The sequence below is a fragment of the Mycoplasma sp. 2261 genome, assembly GCF_053851575.1.
Genome location: NZ_JBSQAX010000005.1, coordinates 37,460 through 57,773 on the forward strand (window position 1 = coordinate 37,460; position 20,314 = coordinate 57,773).

The 20,314-nt window shown below is 27.5% G+C and carries 22 protein-coding genes and 2 tRNA genes; 6 read left to right on the forward strand and 18 right to left on the reverse strand.

The annotated features are described in order from the left end of the window. Window positions 1–50 precede the first annotated feature (50 nt). Genes ACWXVM_RS01560 through recU form a run of 3 tightly spaced genes read left to right on the forward strand, consistent with a single transcriptional unit; the run spans window position 51 to window position 3,573 of the window. Window positions 51–902 carry an MAGa7180 family putative nuclease gene (locus ACWXVM_RS01560; RefSeq protein WP_455993987.1) on the forward strand — a complete coding sequence of 284 codons (852 nt, stop codon included), beginning with the start codon at window positions 51–53 and terminating at the stop codon, window positions 900–902. Beyond that, window positions 892–3,018 (forward strand): UU173 family protein, encoded by a 2,127-nt coding sequence (locus ACWXVM_RS01565; RefSeq protein ID WP_455993989.1) that lies wholly within the window; start codon window positions 892–894, stop codon window positions 3,016–3,018. Before ACWXVM_RS01560 ends, ACWXVM_RS01565 begins: the two co-directional genes overlap by 11 nt. A 51-nt stretch (window positions 3,019–3,069) precedes the next feature. Then, complete coding sequence (gene recU, locus ACWXVM_RS01570) at window positions 3,070–3,573, forward strand: Holliday junction resolvase RecU (protein WP_438340781.1); 504 nt, start codon at window positions 3,070–3,072, stop codon at window positions 3,571–3,573. Here the strand turns inward: recU and ACWXVM_RS01575 are convergent. The 10 genes from ACWXVM_RS01575 to prfA all read right to left on the reverse strand — a co-directional run bounded on the left by ACWXVM_RS01575 (window position 3,563) and on the right by prfA (window position 13,198). Next, window positions 3,563–3,859: an HU family DNA-binding protein gene (locus tag ACWXVM_RS01575; protein WP_438340782.1), complete on the reverse strand. Its 297-nt coding sequence runs from the start codon at window positions 3,857–3,859 to the stop codon at window positions 3,563–3,565. The two genes, recU and ACWXVM_RS01575, sit on opposite strands and share 11 nt — an antisense overlap. A gap of 29 nt (window positions 3,860–3,888) precedes the next feature. After that, complete coding sequence (locus tag ACWXVM_RS01580) at window positions 3,889–4,863, reverse strand: NAD(P)H-dependent glycerol-3-phosphate dehydrogenase (protein ID WP_455993992.1); 975 nt, start codon at window positions 4,861–4,863, stop codon at window positions 3,889–3,891. 2 nt (window positions 4,864–4,865) lie between these two features. Further along, window positions 4,866–6,182 (reverse strand): ribosome biogenesis GTPase Der, encoded by a 1,317-nt coding sequence (gene der / locus ACWXVM_RS01585; protein WP_438340784.1) that lies wholly within the window; start codon window positions 6,180–6,182, stop codon window positions 4,866–4,868. Next, entirely contained in the window at window positions 6,182–6,850 is a 669-nt protein-coding gene (cmk, locus tag ACWXVM_RS01590; protein WP_455966296.1) for a (d)CMP kinase, read from the reverse strand. Before cmk ends, der begins: the two co-directional genes overlap by 1 nt. Beyond that, a complete protein-coding gene (locus tag ACWXVM_RS01595) occupies window positions 6,850–7,140 on the reverse strand; it encodes a hypothetical protein (RefSeq protein WP_444705101.1) in 291 nt (96 codons plus the stop codon). The genes cmk and ACWXVM_RS01595 overlap by 1 nt, the downstream gene beginning before the upstream one ends. Before the next feature lie 3 nt (window positions 7,141–7,143). Then, on the reverse strand, window positions 7,144–8,253 hold the full coding sequence (locus ACWXVM_RS01600; RefSeq protein WP_455993994.1) for a hypothetical protein: 1,110 nt from the start codon (window positions 8,251–8,253) through the stop codon (window positions 7,144–7,146). Between the two features lie 81 nt (window positions 8,254–8,334). Continuing rightward, a complete protein-coding gene (topA, locus tag ACWXVM_RS01605) occupies window positions 8,335–10,176 on the reverse strand; it encodes a type I DNA topoisomerase (RefSeq protein WP_438340788.1) in 1,842 nt (613 codons plus the stop codon). Window positions 10,177–10,266: 90 nt separating this feature from the next. Further along, window positions 10,267–11,373, reverse strand: a complete 1,107-nt coding sequence (gene dnaJ / locus ACWXVM_RS01610) for a molecular chaperone DnaJ (RefSeq protein ID WP_455993996.1) — start codon at window positions 11,371–11,373, stop codon at window positions 10,267–10,269. Between the two features lie 35 nt (window positions 11,374–11,408). Further along, window positions 11,409–12,119 carry a peptide chain release factor N(5)-glutamine methyltransferase gene (locus ACWXVM_RS01615; RefSeq protein WP_438340790.1) on the reverse strand — a complete coding sequence of 237 codons (711 nt, stop codon included), beginning with the start codon at window positions 12,117–12,119 and terminating at the stop codon, window positions 11,409–11,411. After that, window positions 12,119–13,198, reverse strand: coding sequence for a peptide chain release factor 1 (prfA, locus tag ACWXVM_RS01620; protein ID WP_444705103.1), 1,080 nt, complete (start codon window positions 13,196–13,198; stop codon window positions 12,119–12,121). Before prfA ends, ACWXVM_RS01615 begins: the two co-directional genes overlap by 1 nt. Window positions 13,199–13,293: 95 nt before the next feature. Between prfA and ACWXVM_RS01625 the strand changes: the two genes are divergently transcribed. Next, window positions 13,294–13,368: transfer RNA gene (locus tag ACWXVM_RS01625), tRNA-Thr, on the forward strand. 101 nt (window positions 13,369–13,469) lie between these two features. Here ACWXVM_RS01625 and ACWXVM_RS01630 read toward each other — a convergent pair. The 5 genes from ACWXVM_RS01630 to ACWXVM_RS01650 all read right to left on the reverse strand — a co-directional run bounded on the left by ACWXVM_RS01630 (window position 13,470) and on the right by ACWXVM_RS01650 (window position 15,784). After that, window positions 13,470–13,544: transfer RNA gene (locus ACWXVM_RS01630), tRNA-Trp, on the reverse strand. Window positions 13,545–13,580: 36 nt separating this feature from the next. Further along, window positions 13,581–13,805 carry a phosphopantetheine-binding protein gene (locus ACWXVM_RS01635; RefSeq protein ID WP_438340792.1) on the reverse strand — a complete coding sequence of 75 codons (225 nt, stop codon included), beginning with the start codon at window positions 13,803–13,805 and terminating at the stop codon, window positions 13,581–13,583. A gap of 8 nt (window positions 13,806–13,813) precedes the next feature. After that, the gene (locus ACWXVM_RS01640) at window positions 13,814–14,359 is read right to left on the reverse strand and encodes an MHO_1590 family protein (RefSeq protein WP_438340793.1); all 546 of its coding nucleotides are present in this window, start codon (window positions 14,357–14,359) and stop codon (window positions 13,814–13,816) included. Continuing rightward, window positions 14,359–15,492 (reverse strand): MHO_1580 family protein, encoded by a 1,134-nt coding sequence (locus tag ACWXVM_RS01645; protein ID WP_444705105.1) that lies wholly within the window; start codon window positions 15,490–15,492, stop codon window positions 14,359–14,361. Before ACWXVM_RS01645 ends, ACWXVM_RS01640 begins: the two co-directional genes overlap by 1 nt. Further along, window positions 15,476–15,784: an MG284/MPN403 family protein gene (locus ACWXVM_RS01650; protein ID WP_455993998.1), complete on the reverse strand. Its 309-nt coding sequence runs from the start codon at window positions 15,782–15,784 to the stop codon at window positions 15,476–15,478. The genes ACWXVM_RS01645 and ACWXVM_RS01650 overlap by 17 nt, the downstream gene beginning before the upstream one ends. Window positions 15,785–15,908: 124 nt before the next feature. On the opposite strand from ACWXVM_RS01650, the gene ACWXVM_RS01655 reads away from it, so the two are divergent. Continuing rightward, a complete protein-coding gene (locus ACWXVM_RS01655) occupies window positions 15,909–16,616 on the forward strand; it encodes a pseudouridine synthase (RefSeq protein WP_438340796.1) in 708 nt (235 codons plus the stop codon). 17 nt (window positions 16,617–16,633) lie between these two features. Here ACWXVM_RS01655 and ACWXVM_RS01660 read toward each other — a convergent pair whose 3' ends face one another. Genes ACWXVM_RS01660 through efp form a run of 3 tightly spaced genes read right to left on the reverse strand, consistent with a single transcriptional unit; the run spans window position 16,634 to window position 19,336 of the window. Next, window positions 16,634–18,475: a hypothetical protein gene (locus ACWXVM_RS01660; RefSeq protein WP_455994000.1), complete on the reverse strand. Its 1,842-nt coding sequence runs from the start codon at window positions 18,473–18,475 to the stop codon at window positions 16,634–16,636. Then, window positions 18,468–18,779 carry an MMB_0454 family protein gene (locus ACWXVM_RS01665; RefSeq protein ID WP_438340798.1) on the reverse strand — a complete coding sequence of 104 codons (312 nt, stop codon included), beginning with the start codon at window positions 18,777–18,779 and terminating at the stop codon, window positions 18,468–18,470. Before ACWXVM_RS01665 ends, ACWXVM_RS01660 begins: the two co-directional genes overlap by 8 nt. Next, a complete protein-coding gene (gene efp / locus ACWXVM_RS01670; RefSeq protein ID WP_438340799.1) occupies window positions 18,779–19,336 on the reverse strand; it encodes an elongation factor P in 558 nt (185 codons plus the stop codon). The genes ACWXVM_RS01665 and efp overlap by 1 nt, the downstream gene beginning before the upstream one ends. Before the next feature lie 139 nt (window positions 19,337–19,475). Here efp and nadE point away from each other — a divergent pair, with 139 nt between their 5' ends. Further along, window positions 19,476–20,243, forward strand: coding sequence for an NAD(+) synthase (nadE, locus tag ACWXVM_RS01675; RefSeq protein WP_455994002.1), 768 nt, complete (start codon window positions 19,476–19,478; stop codon window positions 20,241–20,243). The last annotated feature ends 71 nt before the right edge of the window (window positions 20,244–20,314 follow it).

Genomic DNA, 20,314 nt, shown 5'->3' on the forward strand with positions numbered 1-20,314 from the left:
AATAATAACTTAAATGTATTTATTTTTTTAAGTATAAGTGAGGTAAATAAATGAATGAAGAAAAGAAAATAATTATTCCCAACCGCTTGCATTATAACGGCAATCAATATGTAGTTGATCATGAAACAAAAACAGTTAAATTAACTGCTGAATACCATAAAAACTTATTATCAAAAAAACCTGGTGAATTTGGCGGTTTTAGAAAAATAACTGGTTCAGCTCTTGGAGATATTTTAAAACTAACTCAGTTTAATAGCCCTTTTGCTGCATTTGCGAGAATAGCTAATTTTAGATTTCCAGTATTGGATCCGAAATATGTAAATGCCGGAGTTATTCTAGAACCTAAAATTCTTGAAAAAATTGAAAAATCATTCAATTTACCTATTCAACGGTTCCCTGCCGAAAAGTTTAACTATGATTATTTCAAAAATAATGTTTTCTTTGGCGGATTACCAGATGGCTATATTGCTGAAAAGAAGATGATTATTGAAATAAAAACCGTCGGAAGCAAAAAACTTGAATCTTGGAAACAAGGTATGATTAATGTTGCTTATTTAAAACAAGCACAATTATATTCGTATTTGATGGGGGCCAAACATTTTGCAATTATTGCTTGTTTTTTAGAAGAAGAAGATTACAAAGACCCTAATTTAGTTGACATAAATAATCGAGTTGTTAAGGGTTGACCTTTTGAGGTAAATGAAGAACAAGTCTTGGATGATATGGTAGCATGCAAAAAATGATATGATAAATACACAAAATTAGGTATTAGTCCCACTTGAAATAATAGTATAGATGTTGATATTGTAAAATATTTAGAATGTAAGAATTATGATGAATGAAAAAAATTATATCTAGAGTGAGTTAATGAAGGCAAGGCTGTGGCAGAGTATGAAAAATAAGGCAAGATATTCATTTAGCGATTTTTTAGTTGCTAATACTACACACCCATGGTTAGTATTTAATAGCATTGATGGCAGTTTAGATTCAAGCCATGAAATTTTTGCAGGTAATTTTAATTTTGATTTAGAGGACGATAATGATTCTAGTGTCAATCATGAACTTATTAACTTTTATTTTGATAAAATAGACAATATTTCAAACGAGTTTGCGTCTAAATATTTAGATAAGGAAAAGCAAGACTATATTCAAGAACTCGACACCCTGGAAAAAATAGATTTTTTAAAGGAAACAGTTCGTAATAATCATGAATTAATTAATAACACAGTTGATGAAGATGTATATAAAAATTTAAATTTTCTTTTTTCCATTTTTACAACAGTTAATATTCTTTCCTCGGGCTTAGATACCGTTTATGATCAGGCAATTGATTTTTTAGTTGATTTTTATAAAGAAAGATATCATATAAAGGACGAAGAAATCAAATATATATCATTGAAGCAAAAGCAGGATGATGTATTGGCTGATACAATTAAATCAATAAATGAAAATTATCGCTTGATTATAAACCCAGCCTTTGAATATCAATCTTGTTATGCAAAAGTTGCTTTCTATGATACAAAATTAAAACATTTTGGTGATTTAATTTATTCGCAAAAAACGAATAGAAAAAATCTATTAAAGGCATATTGAAATTATAATATCATCACCAAATCACTAAATAGTGATATTAATGAGATATTTTTGTTAAAACCTAGATATCAAAAGAAAAAGAATGTAAGAAAAAATATCCTAAAGTTCAATCTGTCAAAATATTGTTCTCCAAATAAAGGCGGCGTAGATATTAAACCTAATGATAAAGTCTTATTATCAGAGGATGAAGTTGAAGCTAAATATATTTGTGATCCTAATTTTGCATATACAAAACCAGTAAGATCAAAAAAAACAAATAATTTATCAATCATTGACCATGTTAAAGGTGAATTGATTTCCGCTGGATACGATTTTAATGAGAAAAGATTGGCAAATATTGAAGAGCACACAAAAAATATAAGTGATTATACGTGTTCATTTAAAGAGTTTATTTATTTTATTAATAATAGAGATTCGCTACAAATGGATTGAACTTTAACTAAGGATGATTTCATTGACAATTTTAATTCGAATATTTTCTTTTATAAATTAGTTGAAAAACAGTTCCCTAAATATAAATTTGGAAGCAAAAAAATATTAAAGCTAATTTCCGGTTTAAATAATGATGTTGATTTACTAACAAAGAGAACTGTCAGTGAATTTTATGATAATAATCTTATTTCTATAAATCCAGAAATACAAAGCATTTATGAGTATAATGTAATAACGGATAAGAATGCCAAGATTGCTTGGTTTGATTTTGAAGGTGTAACATTACCTACTCCAATGCTCGATTATTTGCCAGCATGAAATCAGGTAATATCTCAAACATCAATTGTAAAGACGCAGAATGATGAAATTTATGAAAGTAATGATTATGTTTATGATCCTTTAACTTTTGATATCAATACATATAAAAAAATTATCGATGATTTATATGACCAAGAAATTTCATATTATATTATTTACAATATAAATTATGAGAAGAGCAGATTACTTGAAATAAAAGAGTCGCTTCATATTTATTGTTTACAAAATAAATTAGACGAGATTCAATTTAATGAATATGCAAAAAAAATCGATTTTATTGTAAACCGTCTTGTTGACATATGCAATTTTTTTTCTGGACGAAAACAGAAAATTTTTGTTGTAGATAGAATGATAAATCTAGGATATATTAATGGATCATATTCAATAAAAAAGATTGAATATTTTGTAACAAATAATAATTTAAATAAACATTTAAAATATAATATCACTCCATATTCAAAACTTAATGTTAAAAATGGTTCGGAGGCGCTAACAATTGCTACGACAAGAGCCCTAAATCTTATTAAGGATAATGAATGAAACCGAAAAATTAAAGATCTAAAAATTTATTGTCATAATGATGTTATGGCAATGTTAATGGCTGCAGAACTGGTTAAGTATTTGTTAAAAAATAAGGACGAATATTTTGAGAATTTTTATAAATACAATAAATAATTAGAGAAAAAACAAGGAAAAATTTTATTGTTTTTTTGTTGTAATTCTAACATGAAAGCTAATTTCAAAAATCGCGGTATGTTATTAGAAACAATCATCAATCAAACGAGAGAGTTTTATTTTAAGAATAGCATTTGTATTATCCATAAGAAGAATCTTGATATTACTTTTAAATCTGTTCAATTGCATGATAAAAAGTTGAAACTAGATAATGCAATAATCAGCAGCAAAAGCTCTGTTGATTATTACGGAATATATAAAGGAAGGTTTTTGGCATTTGAGGCCAAAAGTACTGAATCAGATGTTTTACCTTTTAATAATATTAAACAGCATCAAATTGAATACCTTGATCTTATTAAAAAGCATAATGGTATTGCTTTTTGAATAATTTATTTTAAGCCTAAAAATTTATTTTTGTTAATTGAACATCATATTTTGCAGGAAAAATTTAAAACAAAAAAAGCCCTTCACTATGAAGAAGCCTTGTGTTGAGGAAAAAAATTATCATTATCTTTTCCTGGAATATTGAACATAGTTGAGAATATTACTTTTTAATTTTTTGATATATTTCATCAACTTTTGATTTTAAAACATCTGAAAACTTAAATCTTGGGTCCATTTTTGAAGGAACTTCAATTTCCTCTTTTGTAATGTTATGCTGTTGGGTTTTTGCAGCTACATATTTGGAGGAAAAAACGCCGAAACCTGAAATAGTTATTTGTCTTGAATTAGCTAACTCTTCAATAATGATATCGACAACTTGATCAAAAATTGATTCAACCATTGCTTGTTGAAAGCCCGTTTCTTCCGATGTTTTTTTAATTAATTCTCTCTTTGTCATTATTCAGACTCCTTAATTTAATAAATAGTTTAAACCCTTTTAATTAAGCTATTAATAATAATTTGGGGATTTTCTTTATTATATACTATTTTGTAAATTCCTTTTATTAATGGTAAATTTAGTTTATTTTTAGATATATTTTGATGATAAATATATTTTAGGGCATATAACCCTTCGACGGTTGTTTGGCTATCATCTATTTTATTTTTTAGGAAGTTTAAACCATATTGGTAGTTTCTTGATTTTTCTGATAATCCTGTAAGAATTAAGTCGCCTAAGCCGCATAAATCATATATTGTTTCGGTTTTAGCGCCTAAAAATTTTCCATATTTTACCATTTCTTTTAATCCCATAGTTAATAGCGCTGCCTGTGTATTGGTCGAATATCCTAATGATGCGATTATGCCCGATGCTATTGCTAGTATATTTTTATATATTGAGCCTATTTCAGCACCAATAACATCATCAATAGCCGAAACCGCAAATCAGTCATTTGTGAATATCGTTTTAACTTCATTAGCTTTATTTATATCCTTTGAAACGACATTGACAATTGTTATGTGTTTATTTATTATATCAATAGCAAAGGAAGGACCGATTAATGAAGTTATGCCTTTGATGTTTGTGTTATCTTTTGCCATTTCGGCCATTTTGTTATGTACAAAACTGTTTGTATTAGGCCAAAAACCTTTTATTACATTAATAATTGTGACGTCGTTTTTGATTAATTTTATTAATTCTTCAAAAACAGGTGGAATAAATCTTGAAGGTATTGCTATGATGATAAATTCAACATTTTCTATTGCCTTTTCAAGGATTTTTGTTGTTTTGAAATTGGTAATTAATTTATTATCAAAATATTTTTTATTAAAGCCCTTTTCAAGGTCCTGCAATTCATTATCATTGATGCCATAAAATATAACGTCATGTCCGTTTTCAGCTAAAACATTTCCACATGCAGTACCCATTGCCCCGCTACCAAGAATAGCTATTCTTTTTTTCATAATTATTTGTCCTCTTTTTTATTTTTATTTTTTAGTATAAGGGTAATAGGTGTTCCACTGAAATCAAAATTTTGCCTTATTTGGTTTTCTATATATCTTAAATACGTAAAGTGCGCACATTTTTCATCATTTACAAATAATAAAAAAGTTGGAATTTTTCCATCAATTTGTCTTGCAAAGGTTATTGATAATCTTTTACCCTTAATGGGTGAAGCGGGTTTTATCATTTGTGCAGTCATCATTACTGAATTCAATTGATTGGTAACTATTTTTCTAGAAATATTGTTTTTAATTTTAATTATTTCATCTTTTAGTTTGCTTATTCTGACTCTGTTCTTAGCGGATATAAAAACAATAGGTGCTCAATCTACAAATTTTAATTTCTTAGAAAGGTTTTTTTTGTAAATATCCATTGTATTGGTATCTTTTTCAATTAAATCTCATTTATTTACAATAATAATTAATGGTTTTTTTAAATCATAGGCAATTCCAATAATATTTTGGCTAAAATGACTAACTTCTTCTGTGGCGTCTAACATTAATAAACATAAATCAGCTTCTTGTATTGAATCTGTGGCTCGCATTAATGCATAGTGCTCGATGCTATTGGATAATTTACTTTTTCTTTTAATACCTGCTGTATCAATAATTTCAAATTCCTCATTTTCAATTTTTATTATTGAAGAGACAGAATCTCTAGTTGTTCCAGCAATATTCGATACAATAGAACGTTCCTCATTGGTAAGGGTGTTAAGTAGCGTGGATTTTCCGACATTAGGCGAGCCTAATATGGTAAGTTTAAAATGATTTGTTTGTTTATCATCATTAAAATTTAGATTTTTAACTATTTCATCTAGCAAATCGCCAACTCCATCGCCATGAATAGCGCTTATTGGAAAAATGCTTTGAAACCCCAATTTATATATTTGATTATCAAAAAATGTTTTTATATTTGATTCTAACTTATTTAAAACAAGCAAAACTTTTTTGTTTGATTTTCTTAATAAACTAGCGACAAAAAAATCTTCTGATGTGATCGGTTCTCTACCATCAACTATGAAAACGATAATTTCAGATTCATTGATTGCTACTTCTGCTTGTTTTTTAATTTGCTCTTTAAAGTCTTCGTTTTCTTGTGTTATTCCTCCGGTATCAATAATATTAAAATCATATCCAGACCATTTTGCGCTATGATAAATTCTATCTCTAGTAACTCCAGGAGTATCATAAACAATTGATTTTCTTTTATCAATTATTTTGTTAAAAAGAGTTGATTTTCCGACATTAGGCTTTCCTATTAACGCTATTGTATTTTTCATTAGTTTAACCTCTTCTTGACCTCTTTTAGCATTACTAAAAAGTTTTCATCCACACTCATATTTGTTGAGTCAATCCTTATACTGCCTTCACTTTCTATTAATGGATCTATATCACGGTTTGTATCATTTTCATCTCTTATTTTAATTGATTCTAAAATTTCATCATATTTGGACTCTATACCAAGTAAATTATTTTGCTTTAAACGGCGATGAGCTCTAACTTCTGGTGTGGCTCATAAGAAGAATTTTGCTTCTGCATCTGGGAGAATACGGTAAGTAGCATCTCTTCCATCGACAATTATTCCCTTTTCTTGTGCGCCTTTTTTTTGAATGAATGTATTAACTTTTAAACGTACAGATTGATATTTTGCAATTGCTGATGCATACAAAGAAACTCTATCCTCACGAATTTTTAGGGTAATATCTTCTCCTCTTAGAAAAATTTTTTCATCTTTTGTTATGAATAAGTCCTCAAAATTTCATGCTTTATTAATTTCTGATTCGTTATTAGAATCAATGCCATTTAATATAGCATTATATGCAATAGCACGATATAAATTTCCGCTACTTATAAAAATATAATTTAACTCACTAGCCAGCATTCTGGCCATTACAGTTTTGCCTACACCGCTAGGTCCATCTATTGCGATATTAATTTTATTTTTCATTACTTATTTTCCTTCCTAAAGTCTTTTATGAGTTTTTCTAGTTGTTTATCAGTTTTTAGTTTGATAGGTTTAAATTTTTCTTGGATTGGTTGTTTTTTTAGCAAATAGATTAAATTTTTGATTAATAGTGTGATATCATCAGATTGATTATTATTTAATTTATTAAGTAAATCGTTTTGGTCGATGTCAAGGTTGTATTTTTGCGCTACTTTAATTAGTTTTATTGCGACTTGATGATCGCTTTTGATGATGGCCTTTAAATTGTTATAATTTTCCTTATCCTTACTCATATTTTAAACATCCAAGGTGAAAATTTTTATTTCATTATTGCTTTTAATTTTTTTGTTATTAATATTAACAAACTGATATTTGATGGTCAATTCATTAACACCTTTTTTTGGATTTCATAAAACATATTGGTCATTATCTTTTTCTTTAAACGGAACAATTTCAAAAGTTTTCTTTGGATATATGTCTTGTGCAGCATTAGTTTCATTTATCGCCTTAACAAATCATGAAAAAATTTCTTCTTGAAAATTATTGGCCTTGAAGATTTTATCTACTTCCTGTTTTAAGTTATTAATTTTAATTTTTAAATCTTCTAATTCCTGCATTTCCAAAGGAGTTTTTGATTCTTTTTCATTAATGTCTTTTCGTTTTTCTTCATATTTCAGAATTTTTTCTTTAATTTTTTTGTTTATCTCATCATATTTGCTTACAATCTTTTCGGCTTCTTTTTTAATTTTTGGTCATTCTTTTGAAAACTCTGTGCCTTGATGCGTTTTTAAGGTATTTGATAAAAAAGTTACAATTTGGCTTGATTTATAATAGTATTTTGATTCAGGGGTGGATTTTATTTTATTTGCTTCAAAAACTCCACTTGCATATTCATAATTTAAAAAAACTTCATAATGAATTCTAAGGTCAAAAGGGTTATTCTGAATTCTTTCAACATCTGTAAAATGAAAATCTAAAAACTTTGATTTTTCAAAATCGAGGATAATATTAATTTTGTTTTTTAAAAATTTATCCGCGTCAAATGGTTTTGGCCGATTATTGAGGATTTTTCTTTGTTCAAAAGTAAGTTTGCTCTTGTTCATTTTAATAATATCTTTATAAGTGTTATCAAAATCTTTGGTTCGGATTTCTGCAAGTTTTTGTTGATTTTTAAAATCTTCATACAAATTCTTAGCTTGCAACGATCCTATGATATTTTTTTCTAAGAGAATTTCCTTGGCTTTATTATTGAATTTATCAATTGACCAAAATTCTTTTTGAATTGTTTGACTATTTTTAACAATATAATATATAGCACCTGCTACTGCAGATAGCGTGACAGTTGGTATTACAAAAAGTGTTCAAAAGTCTGATTTTCCCCTAGCTTTCTTTTGCCTATTTTTCATGATTAATATTTTACATATTAATATTTTTTTTAAATAAAATAAAAATAAAATACATAGTATTTTACGAACTTATGTATTTTATTATTTTTTTGCTTTTTTTCTTCTGTAGAATTTTTTTACAGGATTATCAATGTTCTTAATAAAATTGCATTTAGGGAAAGCAGAGCAACCAATAAATTTTTGTTTAGTTAGTTTTGTATAGCGATAAACGAGTTCTGCATTGCATAAAGGGCAGCTTTCATTAGGTTTGGCTGGCTCCAAAATGGTAACATTTAATTGATCCTTTATATCTTCATAGCGTTCATTGAAACTATCTCAGAATTTTTTCATTAAAGTTTTGTATTCTTCTTTTCCTTCTGAAATTAAGTCTAATTTTTCCTCAACCTTAGCTGTATATTCTTCATTAATAGTTCTTGGGAAACTTGTTAAAAGTTTTTCAAGAACAACCTTTCCGAATTCTGTGGGTACTAGATGTCCGTCAATTGGTTCAACAAATATTCTTTGTTTTAATACTTTTATTGTTGAAGCAAATGTTGAAGGCCTTCCAACTTTAATATCATCAAGTTTTTTAATTAATGAACCTTCACTATAACGTGCAGGCGGTAATGTTTTTTTGTCCTCTTTAATAAAATCTTTTGCCTTGATGATATCGCCAATTTTAATATTTGGAATATTAATTAATGACTCTTTGCCTGAATAAATATAATAACCGTCAAAAAGTATTCTACTATACGACATTCTAAAATTATTGTTCCCGTTATGTAAATTAAATCTTACAATTTCTTTTTCAGGACAGCTCATTAGTGACATTATTGTTTTATCATAAATCATCTTATATATTTCAAAATCGATATTGTTAAGATTATACTTTTGTAATGCTAATTCTGGTGTTAATTCAATGTATGTGGGTCTAATTGCTTCGTGAGCATCTTGAGCGCCAGAAAAACCTTTTATTTCTTTAGCTACATATTGGCTACCATATTGTTCAGTTATGTATTTACGAGCTTTTTTAACAAATGTTTCACTTAATCTAGTTGAATCAGTTCTGGGGTATGAAATTAACCCGTTTTCAAAAAGTTTTTGGGCTGATGATTGCACTGCCTGGGAATTGTGTTTTGCTTCCTTGTATAAAACTGATTGTTTAAAAGGTGTATAAGCCGATTCCTTGCGTTTAGAAACATTGATGTCATCAACAATTAGTTCATAGTTGCTATTTAATAATTCAAAAAGTATTTTTTCACCTTGTTCATTGGTTAACCAAGTATTATCTTCATATTTTTTGTCTTTTTTTAAGTACAAAGGAATGTTGACATCATTATCTATAATTGCTTCAATTTTTGAATAAATTATTGGATCAAATGTTTCAATTTCGCGCTCACGATCACAAACTAGTTTTAAAGCAATGGATTGCACTCTTCCTGCCGAAGGGTTAGTAGGAGCATTTTTTACTTTTTGCATCATTAATTGTGATAGTCTAAAGCCTATAATTCTATCTAGCATCCTTCTTGACTTTTGTGCTCTTACAAGGTTTTCGTCTATTTCAGAAGGATTTTCAACTGCTAATTTTATTGCTTCATCTGTAATTTCATTATATCTTATTCTTTTGTATTTATCTTTTAATTTTAAGGTTGAAATTAGATTACTTGCTATTGCTTCGCCTTCGCGATCGGGGTCAGTTGCAATTAGAACTTCGCTAGCATTTTTAGTTGCTTTTTTTAAATCTGAAATGGTTGACTTTTTCATTGGATCAGGAATCATCTCTGGTTCTCAATTTTCGAAATCTATTCCAAGATTATTTGTGCCTGATGTTGCCATTTTTAAAATATGCCCTGAACTAGCAATAACTTTAATTTGATCACCAACAATTTTTTGAATTGTTTTAATTTTATTTGGTGATTCGACAATCATTATTTTTTCTGACATAAGCTAAGCCTCTCTTCTGAGTAAAATATTTTAAAATGTTATCAAAAATAATAGCACAATTTTATTTTAAAAAACGAATTAAAAAAACGATTAGAATTTTTTTAATCATTCTTCTCGTTTTGTATCACTTGTATTTTTAAATATTTCCTTAATTTGAGAATTATCGCTCTTGCTTAATTTAGGAACATATAAATCAAATTTAATGAATAAATCGCCCTTGGAACTAGAATTTTTATATGGGTATCCGCAATTTTTGATTTTAAATGGTTCATTTATTTTAATGCTATGGTCTAACTTAATTTTTTTTGTTCCGTATGGTGTTGGAACATTAATTTCCTCTTCGAGTAATAAGCTCTTAATTGATAAAGGCATTTCAATGTAAAGATCATTATTTATTTTTTTGTATTTTTTGCTAGGTTTAATAGCGAATACTATATATAAATCTCCAATATTATTTCCGTTTGATGAAGGTTTCCCAAAGCCAACAATTCTAATTGTATCCCCATCCTCAATCCCTACCGGAATATTTATCTTTTGAATAGTCTTTGAATTTACTGTTTTTTTGCCGTGGCATTGATGGCATATCTTATTTATTTTCTTGCCCAATCCTAAACATACTGGACATGGCTTTATGGTAGTAAATATTGCAACTCTTTGTTGTATTTTTCCAGAACCATGGCAATTATTACATAAAATTACATCAGAAGGGGTGTCTGCACCGCTGCCCTTACAATGACCGCAAACATCATATTTATCTAGGTTAAGATCAATTGTTTTTCCATATAGTGCATCTTCAAAATCAATGTTTAATATTAGTTGTAGATCTTGACCTCTTTGATGGTTTGATTCATCAAAATTTGAAAATGATCCAAAAATATCCCCAAAGATATCAGCACCAGAAAAACCTCCGCCAAAACCCTCAAAAAAACTACGGAAAATATCCTCCGAATCCCCGAATTGATATCCATTAGCATCAAAGGCGTTATGACCAAATTTATCATATTTTGCTCTTTTATTTGTGTCTGATAAAATTTCATATGCTTCTGATATTTCTTTAAATTTTTCTTCAGCATCAGCATTTTTGTTTTTGTCTGGATGATATTGCATTGCCAATTTACGGTAGGCAGCTTTGATTTCCTTTTCGGTCGCACTTTTATTTATGCCTAAAACTTCATAATAGTCTCTTTTATTCATCATAATAATAAAATTTTAGCACATTTTTAATTAGAGTGCTATTTTTTAAGGTCATCATATTTTAGAATTGCAATTCTAAAATTTTTATTAATATCTTTTTTAAATGTAACATTAGAATATTCCTTTTCAATTCATTCTTTAGCATAATCATCAATTTCAAGAATTAAGTAACCATTATTTTTTAAGAAATTCGGTGCCTCTTTTGTAATTTTTTTATAAAAAAATAATCCATTATCCTTGGCAAATAGCGCTTGCTTTGGTTCTCATTTTAAAGAAGAAGAAAATAAATGTTTCTTATTTAAATAGGGTGGATTGGAGATAATTAAATCAAATTTTTTGTTTATTTTTTTAAATAAATTACTTCTTATAATATTGTATTTTGATAGATTATTAATTTTTGCATTTAATTTAGTTTGTTTGATTGCTTGTCTTGAAATATCTGATAATGTTACATTACATCCTATATTTTTGCAAATAGCAAGACCAATAAAACCTGAACCGCAGCATAAATCTAGGACATCAGAATATTTGCTAATGTAATTATATGATTCGATGATAACCTCTTCTGTTTCGTATCGTGGAATTAATACATTATATCTAATATCGATGTGGATATTTTGCATTGTTTGATATCCGATAATTTTTTGTACCGGATAGTCCTTTTTTAATAATTTTTCTTCCTTTTTTGAAACAAAAAGAGGTAGCTCATATCTTCTTTTTTCTTGTAGCAATACCTCTTTTTTAATCATTATAAACCTGCTTCTTTTATTTTGTGAGCTTTTTCATCAGCAATTAGCGCCTCAATAATTTTTTTCAAATCACCTTCCATAACTATTTTTAAGGAAGTTGAAAACCCGATTCTATGATCTGTAACCCGATCTTGTGGATAGTTGTAAGTTCTAATTTTTTCACTTCTTTCCCCAGTACCCGCAAGTTTTCGAAGTCCACTTTCTTCTTCTTCGCGTTTTTGAACTTCTAGTTCATAAAGTCTACTTTTTAATACTTTTAAAGCAGTTTCTTTATTTTGGATTTGACTTCTTTCATCCTGTGATGTAACTACTATTCCAGATGGTTTGTGTGTAATTCTAACTGCAGAGTCCGTTGTGTTAACTGACTGGCCTCCTGCTCCTGAAGATCTAAACACATCAATCTCGATTTCATCAGGCTTAATTTCGATATGAACGTCATCATCTACTTCAGGTAAAACCGTAACTGTCGCTGTTGAAGTATGAACTCTTCCCTGTGTTTCAGTTAATGGTACTCTTTGGACTCGATGAACTCCTCTTTCAAATTTCATTTTTGAAAACACTTTTTCACCCTTTATACTAAAAACTATCTGACTATATCCACCTGCTGAACCGTATGTGTAATCAATAATTTTTATTTTAAATCCCATTTCTTCACAAAATTTTTGGTACATTCTAAACAAATCGCCTGAAAAAATATTGGCCTCATCGCCGCCAGCAGCCCCGCGAATTTCCACAATAACATCTCTTTCATCGTTTTCATCAACTGGCAATAGTAATTCTTTTATTGTTTCTTCAAGTTCATGCATCTGTTCTATTTGTCTATTAATATCATTTCTTGCTAATTCAATCAATTCAGCATCTTTTTCATTGTTAATAATATCTTTTGATAATAAGTATAGTTCTTCAATATCTTGGTATTTTTTGAATGATACATAGATATCTTCAATGCTTGCTTTTTCTTTAGATATTTTTGTGTATTGTTTGATGTTGTTATAGATTTCAGGATCGTTTAGTTTTTGCTCTAATTCCAGGAATTGCTTCTTTATTGAGCATAGAGATTCATACATTGTTTTTTCCATAGTAATAAAAGTATATTTTAAATTACTATAATTTGCGTCAAATTTATTAAAAATAATATGCATTTTTTTATATAATTATTAGCGTATTAAATATTGCCGTCATAGCTCAGGGGCAGAGCACTTCCATGGTAAGGAAGGGGTCGCTGGTTCAATTCCAGTTGACGGCACCATATGTTTAATTGCCAAAAGCCAATTCAATTGGCTTTTATTTTGCTTTTTGTAGAAAAATAGAACAACCTTAGTTGTTCTATTAAAACATTTATTAATGATATGGCACGGGTAGCAAGACTCGAACTCACAACACACGGGGTTGAAGCCCGTTGTTCTACCATTGAACTATACCCGTATAAGAAACGCTCATAGAATATTATACATTTTTTTTCTATTTTGTATATTTTTGCTCTATTATGTAAATAATATCACCAATGGTTTTTAATTTTATTAGTTCTTCGTCTTTTATTTCTATTTTTAGTTTTACTTCAATATCTGAAACTAATAGAACCAGATCTAAACTATCGATATCAAGATCCTTAATTAATGTTTCGTTATTAAAAATTTTTTTTGTATGTTTTTTAAGTTCGTTAAATACTAATTCTTTAAAATTCATAAATATTATTATAACTTATTTGTATTTATCTTGTATGTTACAACACTTTTTTCTTTTTCACTGCTCCATTTAAAAGTTATTAACAAATTTTGGTCATCAATTTGTTTGTAAGCATATTCAACTTCGCCTTCAGTTACAAGCATTCTATTTATGATGTCTTTTATGATATAAACTATCATGTCTTCATCAATTCAAGCCTGCCCGTTTCTATAGTTTAATTTGTCATAATAGTCACTGCTCTTTATATTAGGGAAAACATCATTTCAATTAATATTTTTCTTTTCCTGTGGTTCTATGTATGAATCTTCTTTATGGTCATTTTGTTCTAATTCATTCTCTTTATTTTTTAAATCTTTTTGTTGTTGGCTTTTTTTAATTGATAGTTTATTAGTTTTGTCGTTTAATTTTTCTTTTTGAATAGTATCGACTTGGCTACTTTCTTTTTCTTTGTTTTTTTGTTGTAATACTACAAATGCTGTCGCCAACCCAGCACAACCACCAATCGCTATTGTTAATGATGTTCATAATAATAATTTTTTACTTTTTTCACTCATTATTTACCTCCTATTTGTTCTATTGATTGCAAAGAGTTTGCCATTTTGATTACGTCCGCAAAATTATCGTATTTAATTTTGTGCCATTTTTCATCTGTAAGTCAACCTTTAATTGATCTTGTATTCATTCTTATTAATCCATTGTTGATATCAAAAAAAGGTTTTTCAATTTCTTGCGAATAACTCATTTTGAAGGACTTTAAATTTTTGCCTATATCAAGGTTAATTTCATAACCATATGTTCCCTTGTATTTTAATGGTATTAGAATCCCTAATTTTGCATTAAGGTTTTGATTATTTACCATAACAGTATCTGAAAATTTATCATAATAAGAATATGTATCTATAACTAAGTCTGCATTATTAAAATTATGATAGCTAAGCTTAGTATCATACTTATTTTTTGCGTAGTCATAAATGTTTGCAGATGAAAATGTTAAATCATAAATATCGCTATTATCTAGAATGTATTCTTCATTAGTCTCTTGATCGCTTTTGGCAATTTTTAGTGATAATAGTTTGATGTTATGAATTCCTTGTTTTAAATTGTTGGTATTAAAGAATAAATTCAAATATTTTGTTTTGAATTTATGGTTAATTATGTTCTTATTAATGCGGTCTGGTAGTGATTTTATTTCAATTTCACTTAATACATTTATGGCCTTCGTATTATTTAGATTTATATTTTTAGATCTTGGATTGTTTTTAATTCAATAGGTAAATGCTTTTGCTTGATATCATAAATTTTTCACCTTATATTCAATTTCAAAATTGATATTTGCTATGTCATTAAATTCCAATTTATTTTTAGAATCATTATCACTATTATAAGTTAGTATAAAATGCCCACTATTATATTCATATTTTGGCTTGAATTCTATTATTTTATTATTAATTAGTCCATTAACTCTTATGGCCTCTATTTCTTTTAATGGATTTTTATGCTCAAATGTAATAATGAATTTATCGCTTCTTATAATGCGTCTGATTTTAATTGTGGTTAATTCATTGAAACTATTTCAGTTTTCTAAATATTTTCTTTGTTTTGCATTTATGATATATTCTTCCATTCACTGTTCTTGCTTATTTTCTAATGAATGAAGTTTGGGGGTTTCATTAAAAGCAATAAACATAATCTATAAATAGGTCTACTAAATAATTTAATTTCTTATAATAAGCATTTTTAGATCAGTTTTCAAGATATCACGACGAATCACCCTCTACTGTAATGAAATCATTAATGAAGATTTTTTTATAGTCCTCACTTAGCGAACTTATGAAAAAATCTAACAATCCTACATTCTTAGTATCTTTCATGTTGTTTTGTATTCTTTTAAGTTTTTGATTTAGGCAAAAATCAATTATAAAAGCTCGTTTTCTTTGCAAACTCATACTTTTAAGATTTTTAATTTTGTTTTCCAACATTTTTCCTCCTGCTTTAATTAAATTAGATAAATCAAAAAGATAAATAAAAAAGAAACTATGAACGCAAAATATTTATAATATAAATATATTTTTTTTAACGTGTTATTTGAAGGGTTTGTTAATTATGGAAAACAAGGTTAAATTGCAAAAAATGATTTCGGATTTTGGTTTTTGTTCGCGACGCGAGGCCGAAAAAATGATTATGCAAAAAAGAGTATTAGTTGATGGTCAAGTTGCAAAAATTGGTCAGAGAGTTGATGCTGAGGCTGTTATTAAAATAGATGGCGAGATCATCGAAAGAAGTGATAAAAAATTTTATATATTACTTAATAAACCTCGAAACACCATTTGCACTTTAAGAGATCCGCAGGGCAGAAAAACTATTTATGAATGAATGGGAATGGATAAATATTGCTATTCAATTGGAAGGCTTGATTTTAATACAACAGGAGTAATAATTATTTCTAACGATGGCAATTTTGCTAATATTTTGGCCCATCCTTCATCTAATATAGAAAGAGAATACATTGCAACATTGGAAAAGCCAATGAGTGAAAAAGATTTAAATTTTTTAAACTCTAATTTTGTAAAACTTAATGGTGTTTTTTCTAAACAAACAATAAAACATATCAAAGATTTAACCTACTCTATAGTTCTTAAAGAAGGTAGAAATCATCATGTGAAAAATCTCTTTTTATTAGTTAATAATTTTGTTAAAAAATTACACAGAAAAAGATATGGAGTTATTACAGATGATGGTTTAAGAGTTGGAGAACATAGGCATATTACGGCCTCTGAGTTGGAATGGTTTAAAAAAATTAAAAAAAGCTAGGTAAGATATATAAGAACCTAGCTTTTGTTATTAATGATTAATTTTATATTTTTTTCAATATAATTAAAATCTGATTTAATTTTGTTGTTTGAGTTATTTATGTTGAGGTTATATTTAGCATATTTCATTCAACCTTCAGAAATATCTTTTGTGAATGTTATAGCCGTTTTTTTATCATAATTTAATTTTGCAATATTTTCATCATTTGATATTGAAATTAAATTCAAGTTATGTTTATTAGCAATTTTGAATGCAATCTGGAGATCGTTGCCTTTGGCTAAAAGGCTATATTTTGAATCATTTTTTAGTACATGATAAGACCCTGATAGAAATTTGTATTTTGAAGTTTTTTCACAATTTCAATTGCTATGAAAATTGGCTATAATGATTACGGGACCATTAAATTTATTAAGGTAATATTCAATAGAGCCCATCAATTCATTAAGATCGCCAGGATATAAAATTTTTATATTAGGAATTTGCAATAAAATACCTATTTGTTCCTCATTTTGGTAATAAATATTAGAGTTTTCAACAGAATTTAAGTCATTTTTTAGAATATATAATACCTTTAGGTTATCACTAACAGATTTTTTGATTCCTTGAATTAACTTGTCTGTATTTGATAAGGAGTCAATTATTATTGGTTTAAAATTTGAGTGTCCAAATATACCATTTGCAATTAAACTCATTGCCTCGTTTTTTAATCCTAATAGTAAAGAACGGCCATCTTTGTTGTTAAAATCAAAAACTCCGTTAGTTGATTTAATTCTTGTTATTGGATCTAGCGAAGAAGAAAGTAGGAAAGCGTTTTTGTATTTATCAAATATATTATTTAAGATAACAACCATATTAGAGTAGATATCGCCTGAATTTGATATAAAGTTATCATTTACATTTTCTTTTAGATCTTCTCCCAAGAATTCAATTAATTTATCTGAAGCAGTTCATTTATTAAATAAATCGTTATTATAATTAATAACTTTCTTATACTCATCTACCACTTCTTGATATTTCTCAAAAAAGTCACCACGCTTGAAGTTAGTTGTTTCTTTGAATTCCTCAATTTCATCTACTGTTAAATAATATTTATTATTGTAGTAGTTGTTAAAATTATTAACTGCTAATTCAACAATTGAACTTTTGATTTCGATAAGTGTTGGTTTTTTTGCTTTCTTAGCTTTCGATATTGCGTTTGCAATAGATTTGTAATTAGCATCCTTTAAAATAATATAATTAAATCCATATGATTCATATGTTTTTCTAATGTCATTACTATTCTTTTTAGAATTAAAGTTATTTAATAATGTGTTTGAATCATATAGCACAATTAGTTTATTTAGTTTGATTGATCCTGCATATTGTAGAGCTTCAGTCGCAATGCTTGTTTCTAGATCTTTGCTTGAAGCGAAAACATATGTAAAGTGATTTATTTCAGAAAAATTACTTGATAAAAAGGCCTCAGCAACCGCAATACCAACAGCCTCTGCAATACCACAACCATGTTTGCCTGATGAAAAGTCAATACCAAGTTTGTTATTGCGTTTTAAATAGTTATGATATTTGCAACTTGGTTTATTAATGCTTTCAATTTCTTCCTTCGTAATAAGATTCATTAAATATAAAATTGTGTAATAGGTGGTATTTACATCCGGACACGAAAGAATGAATCTATCTCTAGATATTCACTGGGGATTATTTATATCAAATTTATAATGAAAAGCAAAGAGTGCATGAAAAATCTTTGCAGCGCTAATATTAATTGCTACATTTGGATTTTTAGTATTTGCTATCTGGGCTAATGAATTAATTTTGATATTATCAATAGCTAAATTATTAATTCTTCTATTTTTAAACATTTTCAATTCCTTCAAAAACAATGTTAATATTGTTTGGTCTAACATTGATTAATGAATAAATTCTTTGTTCAAGCATGAATATTGCGTTCTTAGTTTCGAATGATAATATAGCTTCTTTTTTTAACTTGTAAGAAATAAAAATCTCAATATTATTTGTGCTATTTTTTATATTAATAATAGGTTTTTTTGTAAGAATTATTGAGTCTTGAGACTCAAAGAATTGATTTATTGCTTGATAAATAACATGTTCTTCAACCTTGAAGTCAAAATTCATTCTTGTGTTGACTGAGATAAAATTGCTCATTATGCTCTTCCTACATATTTACCAGTTTCAGTTGAAACCAAAATTGTTTCTCCTTCTTTGATGAATAGAGGAGTTTCGACTACATAACCGGTTTCCAAAGTAACTTTCTTTTGGGCGGCTTGAGCCGTGTTTCCTTTAACTGCATCTGGTGCTTCTGTTACTACTAATCCAACATTAGCTGGTAATTCAATATCCAAAACTTCTGATTCATATTTTCTAACAATAACTTTCATACCTTCTTTTAAAAAATTGACTTCTCATTTTATTGTTGATACAGGTATTTCTATTTGTTCGAATGTTTCTTGGTCCATTAGCACAATGTTATCTCCTGCATTGTATAGATAGTCCATTGAGACCTTATCAATCATTGCTTTTTCTACTTTTTCACCACCAGTAAAAGATTTTACAGTTATCGATCCGGTTCTTAGATCTTTTGCCTTTGCTTTAACATTGGCTTGGCCTCTTCCTTGTTTTGAGTGCTGTGCTTCTAAAACAACATAAATATTACCGTCTAATTTAAAGGTTACACCCGGTTTTAGGTCATTAACATTTATCATAATTTAACTCCTTAAAATATTGTTTATTAATTATATTTGCTTTATATTGTTATAATAAAAATATCTAAATTATAAATTAATAAATTAATATTAATTTAAAAACATTTATAAAATCTAAATTAATAATAGAATAATTACTATGAAAAAAAATGAATTAAATAATTATAATGATAAAAAAAACTTAAACAATAAATACTTGATAATGATTAAAAAAATTCAAAATTGGATAAGAAATAAGGTGAAAAAAGCTAATGCTAGTGGGGTTGTCCTTGGGATTTCTGGCGGCATTGATAGTTCAACCTTGGCAATTATTAGTTATCAAGTTTTTAAAAAAGATGCTCATTTTTATTATTTAAAAACAAGGGCAGATGATATTAATGAAATGCACATCAAGAAGTTAAATTTAGTTGTTGAAAATAAGATTGAAACAATTGATTTAACAAAGGAATTTAACGATTTTTCTGATAAGTTTAATTTAAAGGAGGATTGAATAAAAGCCAACACTAAATCACGATATTTTATGAATGTTTTATATACCAAAGCACAACAAAATAACTCATTGGTATTGGGTACAGACAATTTTGATGAATATTATTTAGGATATTTTACCAAATGAGGTGATGGTGGTTGCGATTTATTACCATTTGCAAATATATTTAAATTTGATATTTATGAAATGGCTAAACTATTAAATACACCAACAGAAATTTTGGATAAGAGGCCTTCTGCTAATTTGCTTAATGATCAATATGATGAAGATGAACTTGGCTTTTCATATGATGATTTCGAAAAATATATTATGGATAACACTTTAATAAGTAGTGATATTTCAACTAAAATTGAGTATTTTCATAAAAAAACAAGCCATAAAAGAAAGTTAATTCCAAGAGGCCCAAAGTTTAAATAAAATTTATTTTTTTATAACTAGATTGAAATATTAATTTTTAATTAATGAACGTTATATAAATTTTTTTAAAT